The sequence below is a fragment of the Pseudovibrio japonicus genome, from assembly GCF_014651595.1.
Lineage (GTDB): Bacteria > Pseudomonadota > Alphaproteobacteria > Rhizobiales > Stappiaceae > Pseudovibrio > Pseudovibrio japonicus.
Window position 1 is genome coordinate 50,553 of the sequence record NZ_BMXE01000010.1, and the last position, 27,000, is coordinate 77,552.

The following is a 27,000-nucleotide window of genomic DNA, read 5'->3' on the forward strand; positions in this document are numbered from 1 at the left end:
TTGAATTAATGGATAGTTATGTACCGAGACGCACCGCTAAAAATCATAGGCTCCAACGCCGAAAGAACCCGACTTCACAATAGGAAAGTGGTGCTCGGGCATTTGCGCTCCCAAGGCAAACTTGGGCGTGCCGAACTTGCGCGCCTGACAGGTTTGTCTACACAGGCGATGAGCAACATCATCGCGGAACTGGAGGGGGAAGGCTTGATTCTTGCGGGTGAGCGGCAAACCAAAGGACGCGGCTTACCGGCGGTGCAGTACACTGTGAACCCTCAAGGAGCGGTTGCGCTGGGCATTGAGGTTCGTCCCAATGCGATTTTGTGCGCACTGGTGAATTTTCTCGGGGATACTCTTTATACCAAGCGTACAGATTTAGAGAGCAGTGAGCCTGCGGTGGTTTTGCCTGTGGTAAAGGCGGCGTGTGATGAGGCGCTTTCCTCGTTTGGCGAGCATGTGCCACCTGTTTTGGGTGCAGGCATTGTAATGCCGGGGCCGTTTGGCCGTGTGGGCCTGAGCGGGACAGGGAAGGCAGAACTGGTTGGCTGGGATGATCAAGACCCTCACGCTCTGTTTGAAGAAGCTTTGCAAATGCCGGTGCGGGTTGAAAATGATGCTACGGCAGCTGCGATTGCGGAGCAGACAACCGGTTCTGCGACTGAGTTACAGTCCTTCTGTTTTGTGTATTTTGGCACAGGGCTTGGTCTTGGGGTGATTTCCAATGGCGAGATCCTGCATGGTGCATTTGGTAATGCAGGCGAGTTGGGGCATGTTGTTGTTGAGCGGGGTGGCCGGCTATGCTCTTGCGGCAATCGCGGATGTCTGGAGACTTATACCAGCCGGATGGCTGTCAGTGAGTATTTGCAGGGGCGCGGGAAATCTGCGGAGAGCCAGAAGGACCTCTCGGATCTGTTGGCTGCCAATGATCCTGATCTAGACGCCTGGATCAGTGAGGCCGCTGGTCCCTTGGCGCAGGCCATCGGGACGCTTGAGAACCTATTTGATCCGGAAGCCATTATTTTAGGCGGTGCGATGCCACCGGAACTGCTGGAGCAGCTGATTGAGAGGCTGGACCTGTTTGAGGCAACGGTTTCCGTTCGCGAAGACCGCAAGCTGCCACGGGTTGTGCGGGGCACATCCGGCTGGATGACTGCCGCGCTTGGTGCGGCGGCGCTGATTATTCATGACACATATATTCCAAGTATTTCGAAAGTAGCCTGAGGGGATGAGATGCCGCTTTCAGATCCAGAACGTATTGCCGCGCATGAACAACATGTGCGGATGGTGGAGCTATGGCGTGCGCTACAGCTGCTGAAGTCAACAGTCTCCTTTATGAATACGGGTGCTCATCCCGATGATGAGATTTCTGAAATGCTGGCGGCGATTGGACTTCGCGATGGTATCGCGCTGTCTTATGCCTGTGCTAACCGTGGTGAGGGCGGACAGAATTCTATCGGGACCGAGACCACCGAGAATCTTGGTGTTGTGCGAACCGCCGAGATGGAAAAAGCCTGTGATGTTCTGAACATGCGCCTTTATTGGCTTTCAGAGCATCCAGAGGACAGTATCTTTGATTTCGGGTTGTCAAAGAGCGGTGTTGAAACGCTTGGCAAGTGGGGGCATCAGCGAACGCTAAAGCGGTTTGTGGAGATTATCCGTCAGGAGCGTCCGGATATCATCAGCCCGACCTTCCTAGATATTCCCGGTCAGCATGGTCACCACCGAGCCATGACACAAGCGGCGTTTGAGGTGATGAAGGCGGCGGCTGATCCTGATTTTCCTGAGGTTGATCTGCCGTGCTGGACGGTCAAAAAACTCTATCTGCCTGCGTGGTCAGGTGCGGGCGGCGCATATGATGACGAGGTTCCTCCGCCACCTGCTACACTGGAGTTTGACGGGAACGGTGAGGAGGAAATCACCGGCTGGAGTTGGGCGCAGATTGGGGAGCAGTCGCGTACCTTCCATCGGTCGCAAGGTATGGGGCAGTGGCGGCCTTATGGACAGGAAAATGTCTGGCCGCTGCATCTGGCAGAAAGCGTGGTTGGTACACAGGAGCAGTCGCTTTCTGATAATCTGCCGCGTGACCTTTCCGAACTTGCAAAGTTTGCTGGGGCTCCGACGCTGGCTGGGTTGCTCGATAAAGCCCATGACCATTGCATGGATGCCATAGAGGCGTTTCCTAACCGTGACAGGATTGGAGCTGCTGCGGCGCGGGCGTTGAAGTTGGTTCGCAAGGCTCGTATGGACTGTCCAGAGGTCGCGCGGGATGAGGTCGTGCACCGGCTGGAACGTAAGGAGTTACAGCTCTCGAAAGTGCTTGAGCTGGCGGAGGGTATCGTTGCCTCGCTGCGGCTTTCTCAGGATCAGTTGCGGCATGGGGAGAGCGCTGGGGTTGTGTGGGAATGCAACCGTGATGGTGTGGGCTATGAGCTTGATCTTCCCAAGGGCTGGCATTTGAAGGATGGGTGCGTCGAAGTTGGCGCTGGTGCTGCTGTCAGTGATCCATACCCTGCCGTTTACAAACCTGATGCAGTGCAAGCGCCCTGTGCGCGGGTCCAGTTCAGATCCCACGGGGTGGATGTTGAAACGCGGTTGCCGTTTGAGGTTGAGCCCGTGGTTTTGCCTGCACATGTTGCAGAGCTGGATGATACGGATTTTGTGTTGAACAAGGCGCTGGAAGGGCGCGCCCTCCAGATTCCCGTGAATGGGGGTGGAGCAGGACTGGAGCTGGTAGCACCGCACGGATGGCAGGTTCATCTGGAAGGTGGGGTGTTCCATCTTACGCTTCCCGATAACATTGCAGAGGGGCTCTATGAGTTGCCCCTGCTGCAAAGCGGGGAGCAAGCTTACGGTGTCCACGTGGTGCCTTATACGCATGTAAGCCAGCGCGTGCGGGTGACGTCTGCGGTCGTTCGGGTGTGTGTGCTTGCTGCGAGGCTTGATGCCAAGCGCGTTGGCTATGTTGGCAGCGGCAATGACCGTGTGGGCAAGTGGCTGGGTGATATTGGTGTGGATCTGATTGAGCTGTCCGTGGGCGAACTGAGCGTGCAGCGTCTGCAAGAGCTTGATTGTCTCGTGGTTGGTATCTTCGCGTTCCGCAGCAGGCAGGACCTGCATGATATGATTGATGACATACATGCGTGGGTGAAAGCTGGCGGGCGTTTGATCACGCTGTATCATCGCCCTTGGGATCGCTGGGATGCAGACAAGCTACCTCTCGCACGGCTTGAGATCGGATCACCGAGTTTGCGCTGGCGAGTGACTGATGAGACGGCGCAGGTGCGCTACCTGAATGCGCTGCATCCCTTACTCAACCAGCCCAATGAGATCGGTGAGAGCGACTGGGGCAACTGGCATAAAGAGCGTGGGCTTTATTTTGCCAAGAGCTGGGATGATGCCTATGAGCCTCTCTTGGAGATGGCCGATCCGGATGAGGCGCCGCACCAGGGTATATTACTGGCTGGTCAGTTTGGGCAGGGGCAGCACATCCACACATCACTTATCCTGCATCACCAGATGGAAAAGCTTGTGCCCGGTGCCTTCCGGCTGATGGCCAACCTTGTTTCTTGTGGTTCAGGAGAGGGGGATGCCGTTCGCAAAGAGAAAGCGTTCGAGACGAAATAAAGGAAGACATGAGGCGTTTGACTACGGCGCCTCATATTATATCGCGTGTTTGCTAATCCAGCGTGCGCTTGAATCTCTTGAGCGCGAGTATGAGGAGCACGCCGACGAATACAAAGAGTGCATAGACACTTGACGATACTTCGCTCCAGTCTGCGCCTTTGAGCATGACAGCGCGCACCACTCTGAGGAAATGCGTGAGCGGGAATATCTCTCCCAGTTCCTGTGCCCAGCCCGGCATTCCTGCATAGGGGAACATGAAGCCTGAGAGCAGCAGGGATGGCAGGAAGAAGAAGAAGGTCATTTGCATGGCTTGCATCTGGGTGCGGGCGATGGTTGAAATAAAATAACCCAGCAGAATTAATGCAACGACGAAGACAAGAATGGCGCCGATGAGTAGCGTCAGATCGCCTTGAAACGGAATGTGGAACAATATTCGGCCAGCAGTCAACACCACGGCCACCTGAACGGCTCCCACAACCAGATAGGGCAGAACCTTTCCGCACATGATCTCAAAGGGGGAGGCGGGCATTGCCAGCAGGTTCTCCATGGTCCCGCGTTCTGTCTCACGGGTCAGGGAAATGCTTGTCATCATCACCAGAGTGAGCTGAAGGATGACGCCCAACAGTCCGGGCACAATATTATACTGGGTAATGCCTTCCGGATTGTATTTCCGGTGTATGATTGTGCTGGACCTCAAAAGATCTTGTTTCAGGCTCGGGTTCTTTTCTTTGACGGAGGCAACAGCGCGTTCAATGATTACTGGAGCGGAAGCGACTGCAGCGCCGGAGGCTGCGGGATCAGTTGCATCTGCCTCGATCAATGCGTTTGGCCTTCCAGCTTCCGCCTGCTTGGCAAAGTCGCTGGGGATGGTGACGACGAAAGTAACGTCACCCTTTCTCATTAATGTGCGTGCCTCGGATGGAGAAAGGCCCGTTGCAGTGAACTTGAAGTATTGGGAGTTTTCCAGAGCGGTGATCGCTGCGCGGGAGTACGGGTCATTTGCCAGTGCGACCAAGGCCGTTGGCAAACCACGCGGGTCGTTGTTGATGGCGTAGCCAAACAACACCAGTTGGATTAACGGAATGCCGAGCATCATGGCGAAGGTGATACGGTCGCGGCGCATCTGGATAAACTCTTTGATGAGCATGGCAAAAAGCCGCTGAAGTGAGAAAACGCTACTCATTGCATATTGTCCGTACTGTCGCTCATAAACTTGATAAAGACATCCTCCAGATTTGTTTCTGCTTGTTCGATCCGGATGTCATTGTGTTGCTCAAGTGGTTTGAGCGCGCGTTTCAGAGCTTGCGGGTCTGTACCCGTGACGTGCAGAGCGTTGCCGAAGGGTGCAATCTGCTGCACACCATCATCAGCTTGCAGGGCCGGGATGAAACCTTCCAGATCAGGTCCTGTGAGCGTGTAGGTGTGCAGGCCGGCGCTTGCGATGACGTCGTGTAATGAGCCATCGGCTAGTAAGTTGCCATAGGAGATGTAGGTGATGCGATGGCAGCGTTCCGCCTCATCCATGTAGTGGGTAGAGACCAGTACAGTCATGCCATCAGCTGCCAGCCGGTGGATCTCCTCCCAAAAATCACGGCGGGCTTTGGGGTCCACGCCGGCGGTTGGCTCATCCAGCAGCAGGAGTTTTGGTTTGTGCATGGTGCAGGCTGCCAAGGCGAGGCGTTGTTTCCAGCCTCCTGAGAGTTCGCCTGCCAGCTGTTTGCGGCGGGACAGCAGGCCGAGTTTTTCCAATGTCTCGGTGGTGTGCTTCTTGATGGGCGCGAGGTTATAGAGGCGTGCAACGAAGCTCAGGTTTTCTTCGATTGTCAGGTCTTCATAGAAAGAGAATTTTTGCGTCATGTACCCGACCTGGCTTTTAATGCGCAGGCGGTCTTTGATCAGGTCGTAGCCAAGTACCTGACCGTGACCGTTATCGGGTTTGAGCAAGCCACACATCATGCGGATGCTGGTGGTTTTTCCGGAGCCGTTTGGGCCCAGGAAGCCGACGATTTCACCTGATTTGACTTTTAGCGAGACATTGTTGACGACGAGCTTTTGACCAAAGCGTTTTGTGAGGCCTGTGACTTCAATTGCGTTCATTGCAGGCTGTCCAGATCAACGTCAAAAATCTGACCGGGTTTGAGCGGTGTCTGACCTGTTATTGGCTTTGCCTCAACCTCATAAACCAGTTTGTCCCGCGCTTCCAAGGAGTAGATGACGGGCGGCGTGAACTCAGGCCCTTCTGCGATATGGGTTATCTGCATGGTTTGCGGGGTGGTGCAGCCGGAACATTTGGCACTGACCGTGGTGCCAAGTTGGAGCTTAGAATACTGCTCTTCTGGCACGTAGAAATGAAGTTTTATGGAATTGACGGGGAGCAGGCTGGCGACTGGTGCTGTGGGACCTGCCATTTCGCCTTTATGGAGGAAGACGTCTGTAACCCTGGCCTGTTCAGGAGCATAGATCTTGCGCTTCTCAAGAAGCCATTCCGCAAGATCCACTTTTGCCTTTGCCATTTCGTATTTGCTTTCAGCGGCGGCAATCTGGTCTTCACGCGCTGGCAGCTTTGCAACCGCAAGCTCGGCTTTCAATTCGGTGATACGCGCTTTTGCGACCACAAGGGCTGTATTGACTTCGTCAAATTTAGCTTGCGAGACAACTTTGTGGGCGAGGAGACCCTGATATCTGTCGAAAACGTTTTGGGATTGTTTGGCCTGCGCTTGTGCGGAACGCAGAGTGGCTTTGAGGACGTCGATCTCCTCAGGGCGTTTGCCAAGCTTGAGATCATTCAGGGAAGAGAGAGCTTGCTGGAGCTGGGCTTTGGCTTCCGCCAATTTCATGTTTGCGTCGGAGGAGACCAGCTCAGCGATGAGCTGGCCTTTTTTTACCAGCTCACCTTCTTCTACTTTTACATCGGCAATCTCGGAGAGTTCCACCGGTGCGAGCTTGAGGTACTCTCCTTCAACATACCCTGCTGCGAGATTGGTGTCAGGCGCGCAAAACGAGAGCCAGCCTGCCACAAGAGGAATTGTGCAGATATCAAGCATCTTTCTGACCTTTCGATAGGTCATCAAGAAGTGCGTTGATGGAGCGGTGCAGGACCGACTTAATCTGCTCCAACTCTTCCGGGCCAACGGATTGCCAGTTCATGCGCTTGAGCACCAGTGGGCGGGCAAGACGGATGTACAGGAGCTGGCCGATCATAGCAAAGATTGCAAGCTTCAGTTCATCCGAGGAGACGGGCTGTCCGGTTGCGCGGCTGAAGAGCACTGTCACACGATCCATCAAAGGCTCAAAAATCAGGTGGTAGAGCGTTTCGATTTCCTCGGGTGAGTGAAGTACCTCTTTCAACATGAAGCCGATCACCAGCTCTGCGCGTTGGTTGGTCTGGGTGAATGTGATCATACGATCAATCATTTCCATGATCTTGTCGCGTGCGTCTTCTGGTGAAAGATGCTCAATATCGGCGAGCTTTTTTTCCATGATGACCGAGAGCACATCACCAAGCGCCATGGCGATGAAGTTGACGCAGGCGCGCTTCAGTCCGGCCTTGCCATCGAAGTGATAAGCGATGGAGGCGATGTTGGTTTTTGCCGTTTGTGCGATGGAGCGTGTGGACGTTCCAGCATAGCCCTCGTGACCGAAGTGATAGAGGGCAGCTTCAATGAGATCGCGTTTTGTCTTGGCGGAGGGGTTATCCGCTGCCAGGGCTTCGCGCAGTTCGTCAGGAGTGGGATGGTTTGACATGACGACACCCATAATTCAATCAATCGATTGATTTAATGTGGTGCTGATTTCCCTTCTTGTAAAGAGGGTGCTGCGATTTTTTTGTAAAGGGAAAACGTGGGGGGTGGGGGGGCCTAATTCTGACACTCGTCCAAATCACGTTTCGTTCTGTTCATGTTCTTGCTATCTCTGATAAATATAGATCGTGGGGAAAAACTGAAAAAAGAGAAAAACGGCCTTGAACTACGGTCAGTTAGTGGGTAGTAACCACCTCAAGGACACGTGGCCGAGTGGTCGAAGGCGCTCCCCTGCTAAGGGAGTAGGCCCGGAAGGGTCTCGAGGGTTCGAATCCCTCCGTGTCCGCCATCCTTCCATTATTGCTAAAGTCAAATTCATCAATAAAATCAATCCGCTATGACGGATAGATAAAGAAGTCTTGACTCTGAATCCCCTTGCTACATAACATTCTACATAACAAACTACATAACATTTGTGTTCAGTGGAGTGTGGAATGGGGTACACGTTAAGTCGCGGGATCTATTATTTTGTAAGGCGTGTTCCCAAAAGATATGCCTCTGTTGAGCCTCGTTCTCGCATTCAGATATCGCTCAAAACCAAGAGCCCGGACGTTGCCGAAAAGAAATCCTTGCTGGTTGACGAAAGGTTGGTTGCCTACTGGGAAACTTTGCTGGCGGATAAGGGCGAGAGTGCACAAGAGCATTATGATGCGGCATTAAATTTTGCTGCAGCTCATGGCTTTGCTTACCTTTCTTTGGATGATGTGGTCGCTGCTCCGCTTGGTGATCTGCTTGATCGGGTTGATGTGATACCTGAGAGAGAAGTGCGCAAGAAAGAATCTGCTGCAATTGCCGGTGTGTTTGGTACGTCAAAGCCAGCCAAGAAGCTCTCAAAGGTCTACGAAGAATACATTGAGCTTACTCCTGACTTGCGGGTGGGGATGAGTGATGACCAGATCCGAAAGTGGAAGAGCCCAAAACTCAAAGCCGTAAGCAATTTCATCGCTGTTGTTGGTGATAAGGATATTCGAGAGCTGAGCCGGGATGATGGGCTTGAGCTTCGGCAATGGTGGATGGACCGGATTTTGGATGAGGGAAAGAAGCCGGGAACCGCAAACAAGGATTTCACCCACCTGTCGAAAGTATTCTCAACGTGGTGTGATCTAAAGGGGGAGAGCTTGAACAATCCTTTTTTACGGTTGCGACTGAAGGACGACAGCGTTCAAGATGAACGGCCTCCGTTTTCCCGTAACTGGATTAAAACCAAGTTGCTTGCGCCTAATGCATTTGGGGCAACCAATGAGGAAGCCGTTTTAATTCTTAAGACCCTGATTAATACCGGCCTGCGTCCTTCAGAGGTGATCGGGGCAAAGCTTGAGCACTTCAAGACCACTCACAATATCCCGCATATCAGCATTGAAGAGTATCGCGCTGAACGCCAGATGAGGAAGCTCAAGACCAAGTGGTCAGCGCGTGAGATACCACTTGTGGGCGTTTCTCTTGAGGCTGCACGGCGATTGGTGGCGCTCGGCGGCGTGAAAAAGTACTACCTGAAGTCAGATCAATGGTCAGCACTCATCAATAAAGCGCTGGACGAGCGCAAGCTGCGGGAAACAGATCATCACACTGCTTACTCGCTACGGCACTCTTTTGAAGACAGTTTGTTGGAGGCTGGGGTGGATCATCGTTTGCGCGTGGAGTTGATGGGGCATTCCTACGAGCGGCCAAAGTATGGGGAAGGGGGAAGTTTGCAATTGAAGCGTGAGCAGATAGAGAAGATAGCTTTCTATTGAAATGCTACGCTTGCGGATCGTGTTGTATTCTAAAGCCTAGGTAATGGCCTCCTTCATATACCCCGCACCCCACTTTGGTCCGGTGATTGTCGCTAGCTCTTTCACTCAAGCGGACAATTCTACTGAAATGAAACTTAAACCGTGAGGGGTTGTAAGGGGGTTACGGCGCGGTTTGTTTTTTTTGGGAGCTCTTTTCCGTGTGTAATGTTAGTTCGCCTCTGTGTGGTTGGTTTCTAATTGCTCTGTGACGATTGTTGAGGGGAGGGTGGATCAAAAGTTCGGAAGTTGAAGGTCCTTTACCCGACCCGATATATCTCAGAGATTTTTTTTTCCTGAACTGCAATTCTGAGGCGCTACTGCTTCAATGTGTGAAGCGGTTTGTTGCATGGTGGGTGTTGCTAGCAGTTGGGGATATAAATCTTTTTATATCAATAGGTTGAATTGATAGGCGTTGGGTAAGTGAAGCTCTTTCAGCCTTTTTGATTTCATGGTTCCTGGGCGCATGGTTTTCTTTCGACTGCCAGCAATGGAAGGGGGCAGGAAAAGTTCAGAAGCTCGAAGTTAAGGACCGGCGTGGATAAGCAGATTTTTTTTCGCACGCAACTTTTAGAGGGGGGTGGTCCAAATATCTAGAGCGGTGCAAGTTGAGGACCGGAGGGGGAGGGTTTTTGCGTAAAAAGTGCGAATTGAAGGCAAAAAGCCCAATGGATTGGTTTCAGTTTTGAAACTTTGCAACCAAATTTGCTACTAATAATCTCTTTGTTACATAAAAATATATTAATAATATCAATAAGTAAGATAATTTAGTTTCAAAGTTGCAAGAGTAGCAGAGAAAAATAGGCTCGGGTTTTGTTTTTGGCCTTAGATGAATAATTCACCACCTTATTTTTCGTGTTCGGAGATGCTGCAATTTTGCGCGACTAGATTGCAGGCTGCTGGGGTGTGGGGCACTATATATAGTTTCTTGTACACCTTCGATATGCCTGTTTCCTATTCAAGATACCTTCAAAACTCTGCTACTTTTGCAACTTTGAAACTTTGGTATTAACGTACTGAAAGTAATCAATAATTATGGTAGCAAAACAGTGGGTAGCAGGTAGCAACTTTTTTCGTTTGCTACCTTTTGAGCTGCGGCTGACTGGCTCGGCGATTTTCTACGCCATCTGGTGCGGTTCGGATGGAATTCAGGGAAGTTCGGAAAACGCAGAAAAGGCCCCTAAAACCGTTGTTTGCGCAGGATCGCAAACACAAGACGTAGTACTAATACCAGCTTAAAGAGTATTCTCCACAAAGCGCAGTACCCCTTTTGCTACTTACCCAGATTAAGTTACAGTGTTTTATGGGTGGCTAGGGTAGCTCCTGAACGGTCGGATATCGCACCCGGCCTGCCACCTGCTCACTAAGTGCGACCGCCGAGCGAGGGCGAAATGGGAAAGCTAGGTGGCGTCAGAAAGAGGCTAGAAGATTTTCTCCTTCCTGAAGATCGGGAAGAGATCGAGCGTCGCCGGGAGGACATTAGAAAAAAACTGCGCCACCTCGTTCTGCTTCCGTTTAATAGATCATTTAAAGAGCAAAACGAGGATGTAGATCAGAACTCCCTGTCTGATGATGCAAAGGAGTACTTTTTTGGAAGGTATGTCAAATTACCTTGGCATTACTCGTTGCTTCCAGTTGTTTTGCAGGGAGCAAAGTTAAGTGAAGCTGAGTTTTTGAATATGTTCCCAAAACAGACCGAGACTTTGCATTCCTTCGTTAAAATCAATCCATATTACTTTGCAGTTGATATGGTCGAATATGAAGCACGCCAGTACATACTATCGGGCCATATTTTAGCTGCTGCGGTAAATGAAAAAGAAGTAATCACTAGTCAAGAGGACAATCCTCAGTTGGTCGATAAGATCAAAGATGGTGTTTTCAATCTGGAGGGTTTTGAGGATACTATTTTTATCCGATCTGATGAAGCTTCTACCGGCCTTAGAGAGTTTCCCAAAAAATCAATCACAGAGAAGCTCTCTGGTGACCGAAAACCTGATTGGCGCGAAATTGTAGAGGTTCATCCAGTACTGCAACTCAAGGATAAAAATAGACGAGGTAGGGCATATATTCGGCACAATAAGAAATACATTGTGGAGGCTATCACAGGCTATATGGAGGGAGAATACGGTACTCATCGCAAAGCAGTTGAGGCGATGGTTGCAAAATATCCGGCTTCGACTAAGGGGAAAGACGGCCACATTTATTCAGACGCAGATGATGGTGGTAGTGGGTGGTTATACGAAAGGGTCCATAACATTGTGGAAACATTAGAAGAAAAAGGCTTTTACCCTAAAACACCAGAAGAAACCTAAATCTTCCCAAATGACTGCACCCCGCTGTCTGGGGTTCCTTGGTGTTGTTTCAACTGCAATGGAGCAACGCCAATGCGAGAGCATCCTCCAAATGATCAGCTCTTATCACGAACTGAGGTTCATACGCATTTTGGATTGACACAAAGGTTTCTTGAGGGAGCTGCCTGTAAAGGTGGTGGCCCGACTTTTGTGAAAATTGGTCGGTCCGTGCGCTATCGCGCTGGTGATGTGCGGGTATGGATCGAAACACGGCGCATAGCGCCTGTCCCTGAGGTTCCAAAAGGACGCTCAGCACCAAAAATAACTTCACTAGATGCTGACTGGCAGACTATAGGCGACTTGGCAAACGCACTTGTTGCCAAGATTGCAACCCTTCGGGCAAAGGAGGGTGGCACCAATGAGTGAAGCCCAAGACATTGTACGGGCACTGGGCGGTGATTTTAAAGGTTCTAGCGGTCAAGCACCATGCCCCTGCTGCCAGCGTGAGCGACGCAAAGATCAACGCGGACTGAGCGTGAAAGACGCAAGCGGCAAAACGCTTTTGACCTGCCATAAGAGCAGCTGCTCTGCCTCTGATGTTTTCGCGGCTCTACGGGGGGGTGGGATTGTGAAAAACCAAAGAGAAACGGTCAATTGCACTCCATTCGATATTGAAAAAGAACGCCAAGAGCGCAATAGGCAGAAGGTTAAAACACAGGCACTTTGTGACCATATATTCTCTGAAGCAGTGCCGATATCTGGTACGCCTGTCGAAACTTATCTGAAAACCAGAGGCATTATCGTTCAAGGCCATAAGATGCGTGATACTCTGCGCTTCCACCCAGCCTTGCGTCATTCGCCCAGCAGTCAAGAATTACCTGCCATGGTTGCCAGAGTGCGAGGGCCTAACGGATTACCTATTGGTTTACACAGAACCTTTCTGAAGCCTTATGGATTAGGCAAAGCAAGTGTTTCTCCTGCAAGAATGATGCTTGGAAGTTGTGCTGGCGGCGCGGTGCGCTTGGGTCCTAATCGTCCTATGATCATGCTTGCAGAGGGTATCGAAACAGCCCTTTCTCTTGGCATAGTCTCGCATATGACCGTATGGGCAACACTGAGCACGTCCGGCCTTAAAGGGCTGAGACTGCCTAAAATTCCTACAGCCGAAATTGTCATCTTAGCGGCTGACAATGACCCTGCCGGAGTGTCAGCGGCTGAAGAAGCTGCAGTGAGGTTTGAAGCTGAGAGGCGGACCGTTACAATTATAGCTCCCAAAGCGATAGGTGCTGACTGGAATGACGTGTTGCAGGAGGCGCCGCAATGACTGCTGAAGATATCGAAAAGGCAGTGAGTAGCGCGGTAAATACTGCAAAGAGCAAGATTAAAGTGGGCGCTGGCGGGAGCGTAAAAGCCCAGCGCAAAACGGCTAAACGCAATTTTCCGTTTCAGGTTGACAAAGACGGGGTTTATCGCAAGATCGAGAGTGAGCAAGAGGATGGTACAATGCGCACCTATTGGCGGCGCTTTGGCTCTGAATTGCATGTCCTAGCTCTTACCCGGAATGACGAAGGCGAAGATTGGGGGCGGCTCCTGGAGGTCACTGACCGTGATGGCATGCGCCATAAGTGGGCCATGCCCAGTGCCCTGCTGGCTGGTTCGGGTGATCCTTTGCGGGCAGAATTGCTGCGCTTGGGGTTTGAGCTGGAACCAGACCGTTCGGCAAGATCATCGCTTCTGGAATACCTGATAAAAGCGGAACCAGAAAAGCGGGCGCGGTGCGTTTGCCGTGTGGGCTGGCACGGGAAAAGCTATGTTCTTCCCGGTGGTGCCATCAGTGCGGATTGCGATAGTGAAGAGGTAATTTTACAAACCTCGGAAAAGCTGGACCATGCCTTCAATATCTCGGGATCATTAGAAGATTGGAGGGAGGCGATTGCCGCGCGGGCGCTTGGTAACTCCCGTCTGGTGTTATCTCTGTCTGCGGCTTTTGGTGCACCCTTGTTGGCCCTTACTGGTGACGAGGGCGGCGGCTTTCATTTTCGCGGTGCTTCGTCATCTGGCAAATCAACTGCCTTGACTGTTGCTGCTTCCGTATGGGGTGGCGGTGGTACACGTGGGTTCGTGCGTCAATGGCGTGCGACTGATAACGGCCTTGAGAGCATTGCAGGAGTGTCCTGTGATGGCCTTCTATGCCTTGATGAGTTGTCTCAACTTGACGCTAAAGCGGCGGGCGCTGCAGCCTACCTCCTTGCCAATGGCAAAGGAAAAGCTCGTGCGGGGCTGAATGGGCAAGCCCGCAAGGCGCAAGAGTGGCGCATTCTGTTTTTAAGCAACGGTGAAATCGGGCTTGCCGATAAGATCAAGGAAGGCGGCGGGCGGATCGCTGCGGGTATGGAAGTGCGCGTTATCGACCTGCGGGCGGATGCTGGTGCGGGGATGGGCCTTTTTGAGGACACTCACGACGAGCAAGACCCAGCTTTCTTTTCGCGGGCCTTGAAAGCGGCAGCAGACAACACCTACGGGACGGCCGGGCGAGCCTTTGTGGCGGAACTGGTGAACGATCTACCAAAGTACAGAGAGCGCATAACACAGCTGCGCAAGACCTTTATGGATTGGTTGTTGCCAGTTGGATCTGATGGGCAGGTTTACCGCGTGGCAGATCGCTTTGCCCTGGTGGCGGCTGCCGGGGAGCTTGCTTCAGATATGGGAATAACCGGCTGGCCTGCATGGGCGGCGGGCGAAGCTGTTCAGCGTTGCTTTAAAGATTGGTTGATCGAGCGAGGCGGTATTGGTGCCAGTGAAGTGGCTGAAGCGAAGAGGCGAATTGCTGAAACCCTTGAATTGCACGGGTCCAGTCGCTTCCAACGATGGGCAAAAAGTAGCTCTGACCGGATCGTCATCACTAATCGTGTGGGCTTTGTGAAGACCGAAGAAAGTGTGATCGACGACGAAGTCGAAAGCACTTATTTCTTCATGCCTCAACCTCTGAAAGAGGTTCTTACAGGGCTGGACTTTCGGGCGGTAATTACCGAGCTTGTAGACGCTGGCGTGATCGTTGCGCAGAATGGCAAGCCAAATAAGATGTATCACGTTAGCAGTGGCGGGGGCAAACATCGCCTCTATCAGATTGACCGCGACAAGCTGGACGGAGGTCCTGAGAGTGTTACGAGCTGAAATGAGGCGGCAACCCTATGAAGCATGGTATGTTCCTGCGAATTTTTCTATTCAACTCACCGCGTTGCTATCCCATATCATACGACTGCTTTGCCCGGTTTGAGACAATTTTTTAAGGCTCGCGTTAGCCAGTCATAAAGCTGACTTCGAGCGTTGATATGGGACTTTATCGCTCTCGGAACCTCCATGTGTGCTTCAATAATTTCCAGAAGTTTGCGAGTGGTGTGGCTCCTTAGTTGGACTTGTCGTTAATCTGCTTCAGGAGCGAGTAGATCTCCCAGATCGCACCAAAGACAATGGCAAGACCTATCAACATCGTCCCTCTATCAATTGCTTCACCGCTAGCCGCAGTCCCAAAATACCTGTGTGCGACAGCTTCGAAATCAGCGATCGAACCGCCTAATACACCGAGTGTAATCTGCCAAGCCCCAAATGCTAAACATAGGTAAGCGGCAAACACGCTTAATTTTGCAAAAAACATAATGAAAATCCTTGTTATGAACTGATTTGCATTCCCCGGCAAAAACGATTCAACTCCTTGTAACAGCAAGCAAAACTAATGATTTCCTTGCCTCCTTTAATGGACTGGCTTACTTCTGCTCTAACAGCTTTCTGGCATGCAAACACTCCTGTACTTCGGTGGAGTTGAAGAAGCTGCCGCATTGTACTGCAGGTCTCACTATTGGAGACTAAACTGTAAACGCCGTTTCCCTGACAGAGCGAACGAAAAGATTGCTTATTATCCTAAAAGTTGTAGGAAATAATTTTGACTAACGAAAAGTCATTAAGGTTCGAATCTTTGGGGAAGATTGAAATGAAACTTAGTTATTGGGCGTCCTTATTCCTACTAGCCCTTGGCGGTTGCGCGGCAACGATTGAACCTATACCGCAACCCGAAAGCGGATATAGCGCATTACGATTTCGCCAAGCTGCACAAGTAAGAGATCATAGCATCAACATATACATTTTCTCAGCTGGATCGACCTTTGTTAATGATCGCAAAGAAAAGGATATGCCAGTTTATTGTGGACCTGCGACGATAAATGACGCCCAAACTTATACTGTATGCCTTGGTTACAAGGGAGACGACACCATCATTATTGGACCCAGGGCGGGATTTAAGGAGGTAACAAGAACACTACCAAGCGGCACGTTGGAAGAAGTTAAAGTGAAAATGTAGCGCAACAACAAAAGCCGCATCGGTTTTCCGATACGGCTTCATCAAACTACAGATAAACTGAAAGATCGACAGCAGTCTAACCTGCATTGTTCGACGCTCCCGCATTTTTCAAATCGACGAACTCGTAAGTCATAAATTCCTAAGAAAATTCATACGGAGGCGGAGTATGATGCGTAATCGCAGCCTCCTTATTTGGACGGTTCCGCGAACCGCGAAAAGATATCAAGTGGCTCGCAAGCGTAATCCCAGCGCCTCTTAGTTTTGCGCCATACCTTGTAGCAGACCTGATCATCAACAAATCCGCGTATGTGCACTTTCTGGCCGTGAAAAGAAAAGGCATTACCAATCACAACGCTATCAGTGGGTACAGGCATCCGGCCTCCTTTTTAGGACTTGATTAGCAAGCGTCATCGGTAAGGGATTTGAGAAGTCTCTACCTCATACTTAGCTTCAACCTGCTTTAATAATGCTTCGGCAATTACCTTGTTAGCTAGCATATTACGAGGTCCTACTAACACCTTGATTTCCTTTAAGAGCTCTTCATTTATACCTACATCAATATAATCGCCTTCAACGCGCGACCTTACAGAAGTGTTCAACGGAAAGCTGAACAAAAAGCGGTACTCCTTCTCGTAGGCCCAATACCGATCCTTAGTGAACCAAATTGCGTCATTGCCATCGTCTCCGATGGTTTCACTGCGGTGCTGCTCTTGGTGATATTCGACACCTCGGTGGTAATACGCCCGTTTGCCTTGGGCAAGGTTTTCTGCGGTCCGGAGGAGGGGGCCATTAGAGTACTCCTCAACTACTGTTGGTCCATCTTTCATAAAGAGATTACTCTCAAATATCTCGATTGGAAGACCAATGCGCACTCCATCTAGTCCACCATACAGCGACCACATGGGAAGACTTTCTTCTTCTTCTTTGCTCCAGGAAGAAATGAAGGTTAGCTCGTTTCGCCCTTTGATAATTTGAGAGCCTTCCTTCTTGTCATTCAGAGTTGCAGCAGCCTTAAACCGCAAGGTCTTGTTATCGAGTATTAATGCAAGAACCTGTATTGTTGTGTAATGGTACACGTACTCCACTGACTGCTAACTCCTTTTTTGGACGGTTATTCATAATCAAACTTCTCGATTTTCATTGGTCCAAACAGTTTTATGCCGTCATGTTCGGTTCGCGAGACTTGGTGCATCTTTATTCAGAAAATTGACTTGGCTGCAGCTAAGTCGATCTTGGTAAGAAGCATTGGATCAGGATCGAATGGTGTGAGCTTGGATACTATCTGGCTGTCGAATTTTGGCGCACCAAGGTCTGCCAGATCGTATACTTCATAGCTGCCAGGCTCTATGTAATCACATCCGAATGACTGCTCAAATTTTGAACGTCCGTCTTCGTGATCCGGATCAATATCAAAATAATCTCTTATTTCGTCAGCTGAGTGTGTCGCAGAGCTACCGAGAAAAATGGTCTGCAAGCGCTTTGCTCCTTTTTGGGATTACCTTTGTCAAATGGTTTAGTTCACACCTCTGCAAGCCGTTGCTTGATAAGTGTCTCCGTGTTTTGAATTGAGTTGCCAGCAGGACTCGTAATTGTTTGGTTTTAAATAATGAGAGGATGCCAAGACTGCAGCACTTAGTAAAATGGCTATAGGTAAGGTTAGCTTCTCCAATGCCTTGCTCCTTTGTTGGACGGGACTAAATTTGAGAGTGAGCTAATTCTGAACGTCCGCAGTGGGAGCTGACAGGACTTGCTCCAAGGCCCAGAGCCGATCTTGACCCCAGATTCCGATTTTGCCGACGCCATAACTTGGCACACCCCAGAGGCCCAACTCCATCATATCTTTCCGATTCTGCTCGACTTGAACACGCCAGTCATCATTGTCGACGCACTCACGAGCTGCTTGCCAGTCTAATCCGGCGCTTGTAATAATTTGCGCCAGCCCACGATCAGTACTCGCATCGATGCCCCTAGACCAGACACCGGCCATGAAAGAATTACAGAATTCTCTGAGGCGGTCATTTTCTTCTGCAAATCTTAGGAGGGAATAGCCGCGCTCGATGGCTTTGCCCAGGGGGTCAGCAATCCTTCCAAAAGGAACCCCGAGGTGTCGTGCCTCGCGCGCGGCGTCTGCAATGATATACCTTCGTTTGGCCCGAGGGACAGGTAGCCCACGCATGATCATGGGAAGCACGGGTCTGATTTTCACGGATACGCCCGTCCGATCAGCAAAAGCAAACGTGCGTTCCAATGCGAGATAGGAGTACGGGCTTCGGAATGAGAGAAAGAAATCAATCTCGCTGCCGGCAGGAAAGGTAGATATGCTTTTTTGTAAAGGGTGGGTTTGAGACGCGGGGCCAAGCCCGAGTTGATGTAGGCGGTCTTCCAAATAATGTAGTCGATCAATACCCCAATGCCATTCCCCACCATAATAGAAGGTTGCACCCAGATAGTGACCGTACTGGGAAAGCAATGAATCACCATATGCCTTAACCTGTTCTGAGCTGGTGTTTTTTGAGGTTATGGGTGCGTTCCCAGACCACAAGTCCAAGCTGACGTCTAAGAGCTTCCCGATGTCGGCATGTGCCTCAAGTTCCGCTGCCATTCGTGCCTCGGCCAAGGCAATCTGCGCGGCCTCTGGTGCGTTTTCGCCTGGGCCAGATAGTCCGTAGTGCCTGGCAACTCGGTTGGCGTCTTCTAGTGCGTATGCTGCTAATGCTTCTTTTTCTGGAACGGCCCACTCCGGTGGACCCGATATCAGATGGATTTTCAAGGTACTTGCATAGTTCTCCTGGAAGTCGGCAAGCACTTGGAGCGTCAGATGGGCGTAGGGATCGGCCGCATGATGGAAATAATGCACTTCATGTGCTTCTCCTCTGCGAGCTCTGCGTCTTTCAAAAGCACGGTGCTTTCGCAGTAACCTGGTTTCACTTGTTATGTACTGAGCAACTCTAGAAATGGCGATCGATTTTAGAGACATCCAGAACGCTCCCTGACCAATAAATAGACTGAAACTTTAGAGTGTGAAATAAACTTATGCAATAATATCATATAATTACTTCTGAGAAAGGGAGGGTGAATCTACGTCGCTTCTTAAATTTTTCGAGCTGTCGCTGATTGCCTCCTTTGTTGGACTATCTTATCATCCACGTTCAACAAGCCGGGATGCTTTTGATGTGCTCCATACATAACAAGACGCGTTGGGTATTTGCGGCTTATCCGCTCTACGCGCTCGACAGCTATTCTCTTTTTGTCATTCCTCCGATGCCATGAGGCCCAAATAAATCTCCGGTTGGCACAATTGGTGGCTAGATGATTTCTTTATAGGATTGTAAGACCATCGAGTTCACAGGTGCGAACACTATAGCTTTGGGCTTAGAGAACTTGTTGTATTGCTGGGCTGCAAAATTCACTGCGGTGAACTTCTGTATATCGGCCTGCAGCATATACACTCCCGTTTGCACCTCATCGAACGCGTCCCCTTAGGTAACTACAGCGGACGCGCTCTTTATACTTCTCCTGTCTATAGCTTAATTCTGCGCAGCCTTAGTGCGTTGGTGATGACTGAGACAGAGGACAAGCTCATTGCCGCTGCTGCAATCATTGGTGAAAGCAAAGACCCTGTTAATGGATAGAGAATGCCTGCCGCAACCGGAACACCCGCTGCATTGTAAACAAAAGCAAAGAACAGGTTTTGTTTGATGTTGCGCAGTGTTCCTCTGGCAAGCTTACGTGCTTTGATAAGGCCAGAAAGGTCTCCGTGCAGCAGCGTGACACCGGCACTTTCGACGGCAACATCAGCACCCGTTCCCATGGCGATACCCACCTCGGCTGAGGCAAGCGCGGGAGCATCGTTAACCCCGTCCCCTGCCATTGCAACCTTGCGGCCAGCTTTGTGTAGGTCATCAACCAAAGACTTTTTGTCTTCAGGCATCACGCCAGCGCGAACTTCGTCGATGCCAAGTGCAGCGGCAACCGCCTTTGCGGTTTTCTCATTGTCACCTGTCGCCATTATCACTTTCATGCCGTTTGCATGCAGCTCATTGATGGTCGCTTTTGCAGTTTCCTTGATTGGGTCTGCAACGGCAATCAGGCTGGTTAGCTTGCCGTCCATTGCCATATACATGACGGTCTTGCCCTGCGCACGCAGTGCATCAGATTGGTCGCTTGCCTTTGCAGTCGAGATCCCTTCAGCTTCCATCATGGCAGCGTTTCCAAGAGCAACCTTGCTATCAGCGATGACACCAATAACACCTTTACCTGTGACAGCAGTAAAATCTTCTGGCTGAGTTAAAACTGCGCCCTGGGTCACAGAACCGGCAACGATCGCTTCGGCAAGAGGATGTTCTGATGCTTTTTCCAAAGATGCAGCAGCGGAAAGGACATCTACTCGGGAATGCTGATCAGAAAGCAGTACAACGTCTGTAAGCATCGGACGACCTTCGGTCAGTGTTCCGGTCTTATCGACGATGAGCGTATCAACCTTGGCCATCCTTTCAAGTGCTTCGGCATCCTTGATAAGCACGCCTGCCTGCGCGCCGCGTCCTGTCGCCGTGGTGATGGACATTGGTGTGGCAAGACCCAATGCACAAGGACAAGCGATGATAAGCACAGACACCGCCGCAACAATAGCATAGGCGAGTGATGGCGTTGGACCGAACGTCAGCCAGAGGATGAAGGAGACTATTGCAATTACCACAACAGTCGGCACGAAGTAGGAGGAAACCTTATCCGCCAATCCTTGAATTGGAGCTTTTGAGCGCTGAGCAGAGGAGACCATATCAACGATCTTGGCGAGCATGGAATCCCCGCCAACGGCCTTGGTTTCGATAATCAAACTACCGTTTTTGTTCAGCGTTCCGCCCGTCACCGTGTCGCCGGGGCGTTTTTCCTGAGGGAGTGGCTCACCGGTGATCATGCTTTCTTCAACAGAAGACTGACCTTCCAGAACAATCGCATCGGTTGGGATGGATTCACCGGGGCGGACGCGGAGCTTGTCGCCAACCAGAATGTTTTCCAGCGGCGCGTCATACTCCTCACCATCTGGCGTTATGCGACGCGCGGTTTTCGGGGAAAGGTCCAACAGGGCGCGGATGGCGCCACCTGTACGTTCGCGGGCGCGAAGTTCCAGTACCTGTCCAACAAAAACAAGAGCGACAATAACGGCCGCCGCCTCAAAATAAACAGGCACGTGTCCGGTTTCTGCCTTCAGAGAAGTTGGGAATAGATCCGGGAACAAGAGACCAACCACGCTGTAAGCATATGCAGCGCCAACGCCGAGCGTGATCAAGGTCCACATGTTCGGATTTACCGTTTTAATTGAGCTCCATCCACGCTGAAAGAAGGGCAAGGCTGCCCACAAAACCACCGGTGTTGCGAGCACAAACTCAATGTTGAGCGCAAGCGTTTCGCCAAACCATTCTCTGATGGGTAGGCCAAGCATGGGCCCCATAGTAAGAATAAGCAACGGAACCGCGCCTATCGAACTAACCCATAACCGCCTGGTGAAGTCGATAAGCTCGTGGTTTGGCTCGTCCTCTGATCCTGCTATCATAGGCTCCAGGGCCATGCCGCACTTTGGGCAGGAACCTGGACCTTCCTGAACCACTTCAGGGTGCATGGGACAGGTATAAAGCGCCGACTTATCTTCCGCTTCAGCGACTTTTTTGCTGTTACCCGAAGCGTAAAAATAAGGGTCAGTTTTAAATTTGTCGTGGCACTTGGTGCTACAGAAATGGTAGTCGTGACCTTGATAAGAAAGGCTTGGCTTTCCCTTGCCAATCTCTACACTCATTCCGCAAACGGGATCTGTCACCGTATTTTCTGAATGTCCATGCCTCCCACCGTGGGAATGGCTGCCAGCCCTATGGCCGGTGGCGTGCTCTTTTGCATGGATTGTACTGTGATCACTACACATGGTTGCCTCAAATTGCTTCCGTAACTAGAAGTCTAATCCTTCCAGTAACTGGAATGTCAACGTAAAATTACTTATTTGTGATATATTAGTGATTCTCATTCTATTGCAAGTCATTGTTAGGCAACACAATTCGCCTTCACGCTATCGTAGTTCAAGCGTGCAGTGCAAGAAAGTTTATTGAGGAAATTCCACGAAGACAGGCGGTTACAGACGAGATCGAACAAATAAAGTCTTTAGACAAAGGTGAGGATCTGACAATCGGTTTTTGACTGCCTTGGGTAAAGTGACCCCAGTTCAGCGCAAGCAGGAGGCGCTTCGCTATTCTGAGCTTATCGCGCGGTAGCGTTAAGGAAGGTGAGTAGTGTTCCCTCCTTAGTTGGAGGCTTTGCAGCGTCCGTCATCAATGTCTTCGAGTCCACGGATAAAACAGCCGATCATGCTATCTTCACCGTGAACCTCTGCGCGGAATTCGGCAATGGCGGTCAGCAGAAGAATGAAATATATTGTCCTCATTTCGCCATTCGCTCCTTAGTTGGACTTGTCGTTGGGCCGCTTCTCGCGTGAACAAACGTTCCAGATCGCACCAAAGACAATGTTCCCCGTCGAGGCCATTTGGACAGATCGGGTTAATTGAGTAAAAGAGTGTTTTGGCCCATGATCACGACGATAGGAGTGAACAATGGGGCAAGACACAAGATCCGCCAGTGCAGCCGCTGAAAAGGCAGTCAGGGACATTCGGCGCAAAACCCGGAAGCGCTATTCCACTGAAGAAAAGATCCGTATTGTCCTTGCGGGATTGCGCGGCGAGGAAAGTATTGCCGAGCTGTGCCGCCAGGAAGGTATCTCGCAGGGGCTTTACTACAGCTGGTCTAAGGAGTTTCTGGAAGCCGGTAAGAAGCGCCTTGCCGGGGACACTGCCCGTCAGGCCAATACCGACGAGGTCAAGCATCTGCGCAAGGAAGCGCACGAGCTGAAGGAAGTGGTTGCCGAGCAGGCGCTGGAGATCCGGCTTCTCAAAAAAAGCATGCTCGAGGATGGGGGAGACGAAGAATGAGATACCCCGCCCATGAGAAGCTGGAGATTATCCGTCTGGTTGAGAACACGCAGCAACCTATCAAGCGTACACTGGAGCTGCTGGGTATCCCCCGCTCAACGTTCTATGCCTGGTATGATCGTTATCTGGACGGCGGCATTGAAGCACTGGAAGATCGTGTATCAAAGCCATCCAAAGTGTGGAACCGTATTCCCGATCAAATCAGGGAGCAGATCATTGAACTGGCATTGGAGGAGCCGCATCTGTCGCCTCGTGAGCTGGCAGTTCGTTTTACAGATACAAAAGACTATTTCGTTTCAGAGGCCTCTGTATACCGTCTGCTCAAGTCCAAAGATCTGATCACCTCGCCAGCCTATGTGGTGATCAAGGCTGCCGATGAGTTCAAAGACAAAACAACAGCTCCCAACCAGCTCTGGCAAACTGACTTCACCTATTTCAAGATTATCGGCTGGGGGTGGTTTTATATGTCCACCGTGCTCGATGACCATTCCCGCTACATCATCGCCTGGAAGCTATGTACCACGATGAAAGCCAGGGATGTCATTAACACCCTTCAGCTGGCGCTCGATGCTTCAGGTTGCGAGCACCTTAAAGTGCTGCATCGCCCGCGTCTGCTGTCAGACAATGGCTCCTCGTATTTGTCTTCAGATTTAGCCCAGTGGCTGGAGGACAAGGGTATGGATCATGTGCGCGGACAACCTTATCATCCGCAGACACAGGGCAAGATTGAGCGTTGGCACCAGACCATGAAGAACCGTATCCTGCTGGAGAATTACTACATGTCAGAGGACCTCGAAGCCCAGATCGGTCACTTCGTCGATTACTACAACAATCACCGCTATCACGAGAGCCTTGGCAACGTGATACCTGCCGATACCTATTTCGGACGCGACAAAAAGATCTTGGAGCGTAGAAAAATCATCAAACAGCAAACACTGCAAAACCGCCGCTTGCGTTATCACGCACAGGCCGCTTAAAATTAACACGCAGAAGGGCCAGGCACTCCACTACTCAAAGGCCAATCTTGTCCAAATATCTTTGACGACGGACACCAATGATGCGAGGAACCTATTTGCGGTAAAGGCCTCTGTTAATCGGGAGAAGGGCGCTCTAGGTCCACTAAAATGGCTCCCGCCTAACCCTAAGTTCCGCTGCGAATACACAACACGCTTTAAGCGGATCATGACGATTTATAAGCTGCAGTTCTCGCAGAACGAGGCGAAGCGCTTAGGTGCCCTGAGAGAGAAGGTCTGCAACTAAAGTATCCCCAAGTCTGAAACTCGTTACATGACCATTGACTCCCTGTATCCGACTAGAGATGCAGGGAGAAGCTGATGCAATGAGCAATGCTCAAGGGGCAAATCCTCGGTCGAGCTATTGGCAGAAAAAAACACTCCTACTACGACAGTGAGGGATTTCCTCACGTCATAGTAGGAGATTGTTATGTACATTGCATGTTATCGAGACTGCGTATTTGGAATTGGTAACTCGGAAGAAAAAGCCCTTGAAAAGGCAAGAGAAATCCTCAGTTTGTTGGGGCGTGAGGAATTGGAGTATGCGTTTTACTATCTCAAGACAGCGCCCATAACGGAGAGGGCCTGTGCTGCGCTGAAAGCGAATGAAGCAATTCCGTTCACCTTAATCTAAGGTATCTTTGAACAGAGCTAACTTAGCCTAGCTATCCAGCGGCGGGATAGCTGGCTCCCCCATATATGCAGCAGCGGAACTTATTGATTATATCTGAGATGGTTTCGATATTTTGTCGCAACTGGTTGCGGCATTTCCCAGTTGATAGATGTTTATTTCGGGCATTGAGAAAATGCGTGTGATCTTATGTAAAGGCCAGCGAGATTAGACCCAAAGGCGCACAGTTGCCACTTACAACCTGGCTTTCACTGACAATGAACAACGACAATACGCCAAATTAAAAAGGCATATTGTGGGTAAGGAGGCTAAACGCCTCCTTAGGTGGACTTGTCGTTAATCTGCTTCAGGTGCGAGCAAATTTCCCAGATCGCACCAAAGACAATGGCAAGACCTATCGCTAACAGCCCTCTATCAATTGCTTCCCCGGTAGTCTCAGTCCCTAAATACCTTCTGGCGAAAGCTTCGTAATTAGCAGTCGAGCCGCCAATTAATCCCAGTACAACCTGCGAAGATCCAAATATTAAACATAGGTAAGCGGCAATACGGCTTAGTTTTGCAAAGATCATAATAAAATTCCTTTGTTGGATGGCGCCAGTTTCTCTCTTCAGCTTTCATCAACGGCAGAAAACAGGCAAAAACCTATGGCGCCAAGTGCTCCTTAGTTGGACGGTCCGCACCGTCCGTCATCAATTCTTTCAAACCCACGAATGAAGCACCCGTCAGAGTGCCTTTTCCATGCACTTCAGCGCGGAACTCTGCAACGGCGGTCAGTAGAAGGATGAAATAGATCGTCCGCATCTCGCCAATTGCTCCTTAGTTGGACTTCTTACTCAATAGGTCTTTTGGCTACTGTGAGCGAGCAGTACTTCCCCTGCGTTTTGCTATTTCCCTATACAGAGCTTCTGGACTAACGGCTATTTGCAATGCAAGTTGTCGCCACTCCCCCTTCGGGGGTAAAGTTCTGTGCCAATCCAACCATGCGTCCAACTTTTCACTTACCCTCTTGAGCGACAAAATTTCGCTTCGTAAGCGGGCATCTTGAACTTGCTTTGCAAGCCTTGCAGCCCATTGAATAGTCGATTCAGGATGCTGCAATAAATATTCTCGGAATTTCTCTTTTTCGACTACTTGGATGACCGAGTGAGTTAATGTCAAAGCATCGCAATGATATTTTTCGGAAAAGACCGATGCGTCAGCAACAATGTCTCCCCGCTTTGCATTTTGAAGCACCATCGCACTACCGCTATCCTGATGCCGAATAAGTTGTATCTCTCCCTCCAGTACTAAGTAGAGATGGCGGACCAAGTCGTTACGATGAAACAAGAAAGAACCCGCTTCAATCGACCGTATCCGACTTTTTCCCGGATCCAAGAGGTCAAAAATATATGAAAACATGATAGCTATCATATCAGAAGCGAACGCAATAGGACATGCTGAAAAACCCAGACTACCTGTTGGAGAGCGGTAATGTTCAAATATGTTTTATTTTTCGCCCTGATTTTCGCCCCAGCGCTCGCCAGTGCTGAAACGGGGGAGGGTAGTTCCATACAGATGGAACATGGTCACAACGAAACCACAGCCAATACGCAAGAAGCTGGCACACCTGTCGAAACTGGCCAGGCGGCATTTGCGGCAATACAGGAAATCGTCAACCTACTTCTCCTGGATCCCGCCACGGATTGGGAAAAAGTGGACATCCCAGCTCTTCGCCGACATCTGATTGATATGAATAATGTTACGCTGCATGCCGACGTAAAAGCTGAAACAACTACCGATGGTTTGTCCTTCGCAATCACTGGATCTAAAGAGGTAGAGGCCTCAATTAAACGTATGGTGAGCACACATTCTGTGACCATGAACGGCATCATGGGCTACACCTACGAAACGGAGGAACTGCCCGGTGGTGCTACTTTATTGGTTCATGCCGACAGCAACAATGCTCGTTCAAAATTACATGGGCTTGGGTTTATGGGCCTAATGACACTTGGGGCACACCACCAGCAACACCATCTTGCAATAGCAACAGGAACGTCATCGCACCAGTAAAGTCATTCCTCCTTTGTTGGGCGGTTCTGGATCAGAATTGTTCTTAATTAGAGGCGTCTCAGCCTTGGGTTACAGAGAGCTTATTACTAAAATTGGCTCTTCGTAGCCTTCTAAATCATCGGCTAGCCACCACTCATCCTGCCGGTGCGAATGTATTTTCACTTTAACTCCCCACTCGGTGGCAATTAGTAATGCAATCCGTTTGCGGGGTGGTTTGAACTTGTTCCATTGAGAAAACACTTCTTGCACGAAAGAAATACCTTGCTCCAAGAAGTTATTTTTCACAAAATCATCAATATTGATTGAGTTTATAAAGCACTCATACCCTGTTCTATCAGGAAACATATCTATCGATGCATTTGTCTCGGTTGTTAGGCTGGCCGTAAGAAATGTGCAGCCGTCTTTTTCTTTAAAGCCAGAAAACGCTAATTTTTGTAGAGCAGGATCTATTCTGCCAACTTCGACAGGCAGTCTGTTATAAATATCCACCATTTTGGAATTCAT

At 50.3% G+C, this 27,000-nt stretch carries 26 protein-coding genes and 1 tRNA gene; 12 read left to right on the forward strand and 15 right to left on the reverse strand.

Annotation, left to right across the window (positions count from 1 at the left end; genetic code table 11):
- Nucleotides 1–90: 90 nt before the first annotated feature.
- Both IE076_RS20570 and IE076_RS20575 read left to right on the forward strand, forming a co-directional pair.
- Nucleotides 91–1,218, forward strand: a complete 1,128-nt coding sequence (locus IE076_RS20570; RefSeq protein ID WP_244649744.1) for an ROK family transcriptional regulator — start codon at nucleotides 91–93, stop codon at nucleotides 1,216–1,218.
- A 9-nt stretch (nucleotides 1,219–1,227) separates the two neighbouring features.
- Nucleotides 1,228–3,621, forward strand: a complete 2,394-nt coding sequence (locus IE076_RS20575) for a PIG-L family deacetylase (RefSeq protein ID WP_189438675.1) — start codon at nucleotides 1,228–1,230, stop codon at nucleotides 3,619–3,621.
- Between the two features lie 52 nt (nucleotides 3,622–3,673).
- Here IE076_RS20575 and IE076_RS20580 read toward each other — a convergent pair whose 3' ends face one another.
- From IE076_RS20580 to IE076_RS20595, 4 genes are read right to left on the reverse strand one after another with little or no spacing between them, the layout of a single operon-like run.
- The gene (locus IE076_RS20580; RefSeq protein ID WP_189438676.1) at nucleotides 3,674–4,804 is read right to left on the reverse strand and encodes an ABC transporter permease; all 1,131 of its coding nucleotides are present in this window, start codon (nucleotides 4,802–4,804) and stop codon (nucleotides 3,674–3,676) included.
- Nucleotides 4,801–5,718: an ABC transporter ATP-binding protein gene (locus IE076_RS20585; protein ID WP_189438677.1), complete on the reverse strand. Its 918-nt coding sequence runs from the start codon at nucleotides 5,716–5,718 to the stop codon at nucleotides 4,801–4,803. The genes IE076_RS20580 and IE076_RS20585 overlap by 4 nt, the downstream gene beginning before the upstream one ends.
- Complete coding sequence (locus tag IE076_RS20590; protein WP_189438678.1) at nucleotides 5,715–6,665, reverse strand: HlyD family secretion protein; 951 nt, start codon at nucleotides 6,663–6,665, stop codon at nucleotides 5,715–5,717. Before IE076_RS20590 ends, IE076_RS20585 begins: the two co-directional genes overlap by 4 nt.
- Entirely contained in the window at nucleotides 6,658–7,365 is a 708-nt protein-coding gene (locus tag IE076_RS20595) for a CerR family C-terminal domain-containing protein (protein WP_189438679.1), read from the reverse strand. Before IE076_RS20595 ends, IE076_RS20590 begins: the two co-directional genes overlap by 8 nt.
- A 255-nt stretch (nucleotides 7,366–7,620) precedes the next feature.
- Here IE076_RS20595 and IE076_RS20600 point away from each other — a divergent pair.
- The 6 genes from IE076_RS20600 (at nucleotide 7,621) to IE076_RS20625 (ending at nucleotide 14,655) form a co-directional block, all read left to right on the forward strand.
- Nucleotides 7,621–7,710: transfer RNA gene (locus tag IE076_RS20600), tRNA-Ser, on the forward strand.
- 145 nt (nucleotides 7,711–7,855) lie between these two features.
- Complete coding sequence (locus tag IE076_RS20605; RefSeq protein WP_189438680.1) at nucleotides 7,856–9,154, forward strand: DUF6538 domain-containing protein; 1,299 nt, start codon at nucleotides 7,856–7,858, stop codon at nucleotides 9,152–9,154.
- A gap of 1,427 nt (nucleotides 9,155–10,581) precedes the next feature.
- Nucleotides 10,582–11,502, forward strand: coding sequence for a hypothetical protein (locus tag IE076_RS20610; protein ID WP_189438681.1), 921 nt, complete (start codon nucleotides 10,582–10,584; stop codon nucleotides 11,500–11,502).
- Nucleotides 11,503–11,574: 72 nt separating this feature from the next.
- A complete protein-coding gene (locus tag IE076_RS20615) occupies nucleotides 11,575–11,907 on the forward strand; it encodes a helix-turn-helix transcriptional regulator (RefSeq protein ID WP_189438682.1) in 333 nt (110 codons plus the stop codon).
- A complete protein-coding gene (locus IE076_RS20620; RefSeq protein WP_189438683.1) occupies nucleotides 11,900–12,805 on the forward strand; it encodes a DUF7146 domain-containing protein in 906 nt (301 codons plus the stop codon). The genes IE076_RS20615 and IE076_RS20620 overlap by 8 nt, the downstream gene beginning before the upstream one ends.
- On the forward strand, nucleotides 12,802–14,655 hold the full coding sequence (locus IE076_RS20625; protein WP_189438684.1) for a DUF927 domain-containing protein: 1,854 nt from the start codon (nucleotides 12,802–12,804) through the stop codon (nucleotides 14,653–14,655). Before IE076_RS20620 ends, IE076_RS20625 begins: the two co-directional genes overlap by 4 nt.
- Nucleotides 14,656–14,887: 232 nt before the next feature.
- Here the strand turns inward: IE076_RS20625 and IE076_RS20630 are convergent, their stop codons facing one another.
- Nucleotides 14,888–15,136: a hypothetical protein gene (locus IE076_RS20630; RefSeq protein WP_189438685.1), complete on the reverse strand. Its 249-nt coding sequence runs from the start codon at nucleotides 15,134–15,136 to the stop codon at nucleotides 14,888–14,890.
- A gap of 285 nt (nucleotides 15,137–15,421) precedes the next feature.
- On the opposite strand from IE076_RS20630, the gene IE076_RS20635 reads away from it, so the two are divergent.
- Nucleotides 15,422–15,835: a hypothetical protein gene (locus IE076_RS20635; protein ID WP_189438686.1), complete on the forward strand. Its 414-nt coding sequence runs from the start codon at nucleotides 15,422–15,424 to the stop codon at nucleotides 15,833–15,835.
- Between the two features lie 188 nt (nucleotides 15,836–16,023).
- Here the strand turns inward: IE076_RS20635 and IE076_RS20640 are convergent, their stop codons facing one another.
- From IE076_RS20640 to IE076_RS20665, 6 genes are all read right to left on the reverse strand, one after another.
- Nucleotides 16,024–16,209, reverse strand: a complete 186-nt coding sequence (locus IE076_RS20640) for a hypothetical protein (RefSeq protein WP_189438687.1) — start codon at nucleotides 16,207–16,209, stop codon at nucleotides 16,024–16,026.
- A gap of 33 nt (nucleotides 16,210–16,242) precedes the next feature.
- The gene (locus tag IE076_RS20645; RefSeq protein WP_189438688.1) at nucleotides 16,243–16,920 is read right to left on the reverse strand and encodes a DUF2971 domain-containing protein; all 678 of its coding nucleotides are present in this window, start codon (nucleotides 16,918–16,920) and stop codon (nucleotides 16,243–16,245) included.
- Between the two features lie 113 nt (nucleotides 16,921–17,033).
- A complete protein-coding gene (locus IE076_RS20650; protein WP_189438689.1) occupies nucleotides 17,034–17,309 on the reverse strand; it encodes a hypothetical protein in 276 nt (91 codons plus the stop codon).
- Between the two features lie 237 nt (nucleotides 17,310–17,546).
- Nucleotides 17,547–18,692 carry a 2-hydroxychromene-2-carboxylate isomerase gene (locus IE076_RS20655; protein WP_209009353.1) on the reverse strand — a complete coding sequence of 382 codons (1,146 nt, stop codon included), beginning with the start codon at nucleotides 18,690–18,692 and terminating at the stop codon, nucleotides 17,547–17,549.
- Nucleotides 18,693–19,355: 663 nt separating this feature from the next.
- Nucleotides 19,356–21,749, reverse strand: a complete 2,394-nt coding sequence (locus tag IE076_RS20660) for a heavy metal translocating P-type ATPase (protein WP_189438691.1) — start codon at nucleotides 21,747–21,749, stop codon at nucleotides 19,356–19,358.
- A 372-nt stretch (nucleotides 21,750–22,121) separates the two neighbouring features.
- Nucleotides 22,122–22,262: a hypothetical protein gene (locus IE076_RS20665; RefSeq protein ID WP_189438692.1), complete on the reverse strand. Its 141-nt coding sequence runs from the start codon at nucleotides 22,260–22,262 to the stop codon at nucleotides 22,122–22,124.
- Nucleotides 22,263–22,428: 166 nt separating this feature from the next.
- On the opposite strand from IE076_RS20665, the gene IE076_RS20670 reads away from it, so the two are divergent.
- Both IE076_RS20670 and IE076_RS20675 read left to right on the forward strand, forming a co-directional pair.
- Nucleotides 22,429–23,780 (forward strand): IS3 family transposase gene (locus tag IE076_RS20670; protein WP_189438693.1). Its coding sequence is split into 2 segments (ribosomal slippage): nucleotides 22,429–22,765 and nucleotides 22,765–23,780, totalling 1,353 coding nucleotides; the frame shifts between segments, so codons are not numbered across the junction.
- A 466-nt stretch (nucleotides 23,781–24,246) separates the two neighbouring features.
- On the forward strand, nucleotides 24,247–24,450 hold the full coding sequence (locus IE076_RS20675) for a hypothetical protein (RefSeq protein ID WP_189438694.1): 204 nt from the start codon (nucleotides 24,247–24,249) through the stop codon (nucleotides 24,448–24,450).
- Nucleotides 24,451–24,767: 317 nt separating this feature from the next.
- Here the strand turns inward: IE076_RS20675 and IE076_RS20680 are convergent, their stop codons facing one another.
- The 3 genes from IE076_RS20680 to IE076_RS20690 form a co-directional block, all read right to left on the reverse strand.
- Nucleotides 24,768–25,016 carry a hypothetical protein gene (locus tag IE076_RS20680; protein ID WP_189438695.1) on the reverse strand — a complete coding sequence of 83 codons (249 nt, stop codon included), beginning with the start codon at nucleotides 25,014–25,016 and terminating at the stop codon, nucleotides 24,768–24,770.
- Between the two features lie 73 nt (nucleotides 25,017–25,089).
- A complete protein-coding gene (locus IE076_RS20685) occupies nucleotides 25,090–25,248 on the reverse strand; it encodes a hypothetical protein (protein ID WP_189438696.1) in 159 nt (52 codons plus the stop codon).
- A gap of 48 nt (nucleotides 25,249–25,296) precedes the next feature.
- On the reverse strand, nucleotides 25,297–25,845 hold the full coding sequence (locus IE076_RS20690) for a Crp/Fnr family transcriptional regulator (protein WP_189438697.1): 549 nt from the start codon (nucleotides 25,843–25,845) through the stop codon (nucleotides 25,297–25,299).
- Nucleotides 25,846–25,917: 72 nt separating this feature from the next.
- Here IE076_RS20690 and IE076_RS20695 point away from each other — a divergent pair, with 72 nt between their 5' ends.
- Nucleotides 25,918–26,496, forward strand: coding sequence for a hypothetical protein (locus IE076_RS20695; protein WP_189438698.1), 579 nt, complete (start codon nucleotides 25,918–25,920; stop codon nucleotides 26,494–26,496).
- A 69-nt stretch (nucleotides 26,497–26,565) separates the two neighbouring features.
- Here the strand turns inward: IE076_RS20695 and IE076_RS20700 are convergent, their stop codons facing one another.
- Nucleotides 26,566–27,000 carry a PM0498 family protein gene (locus tag IE076_RS20700; protein WP_189438699.1) on the reverse strand — a complete coding sequence of 145 codons (435 nt, stop codon included), beginning with the start codon at nucleotides 26,998–27,000 and terminating at the stop codon, nucleotides 26,566–26,568.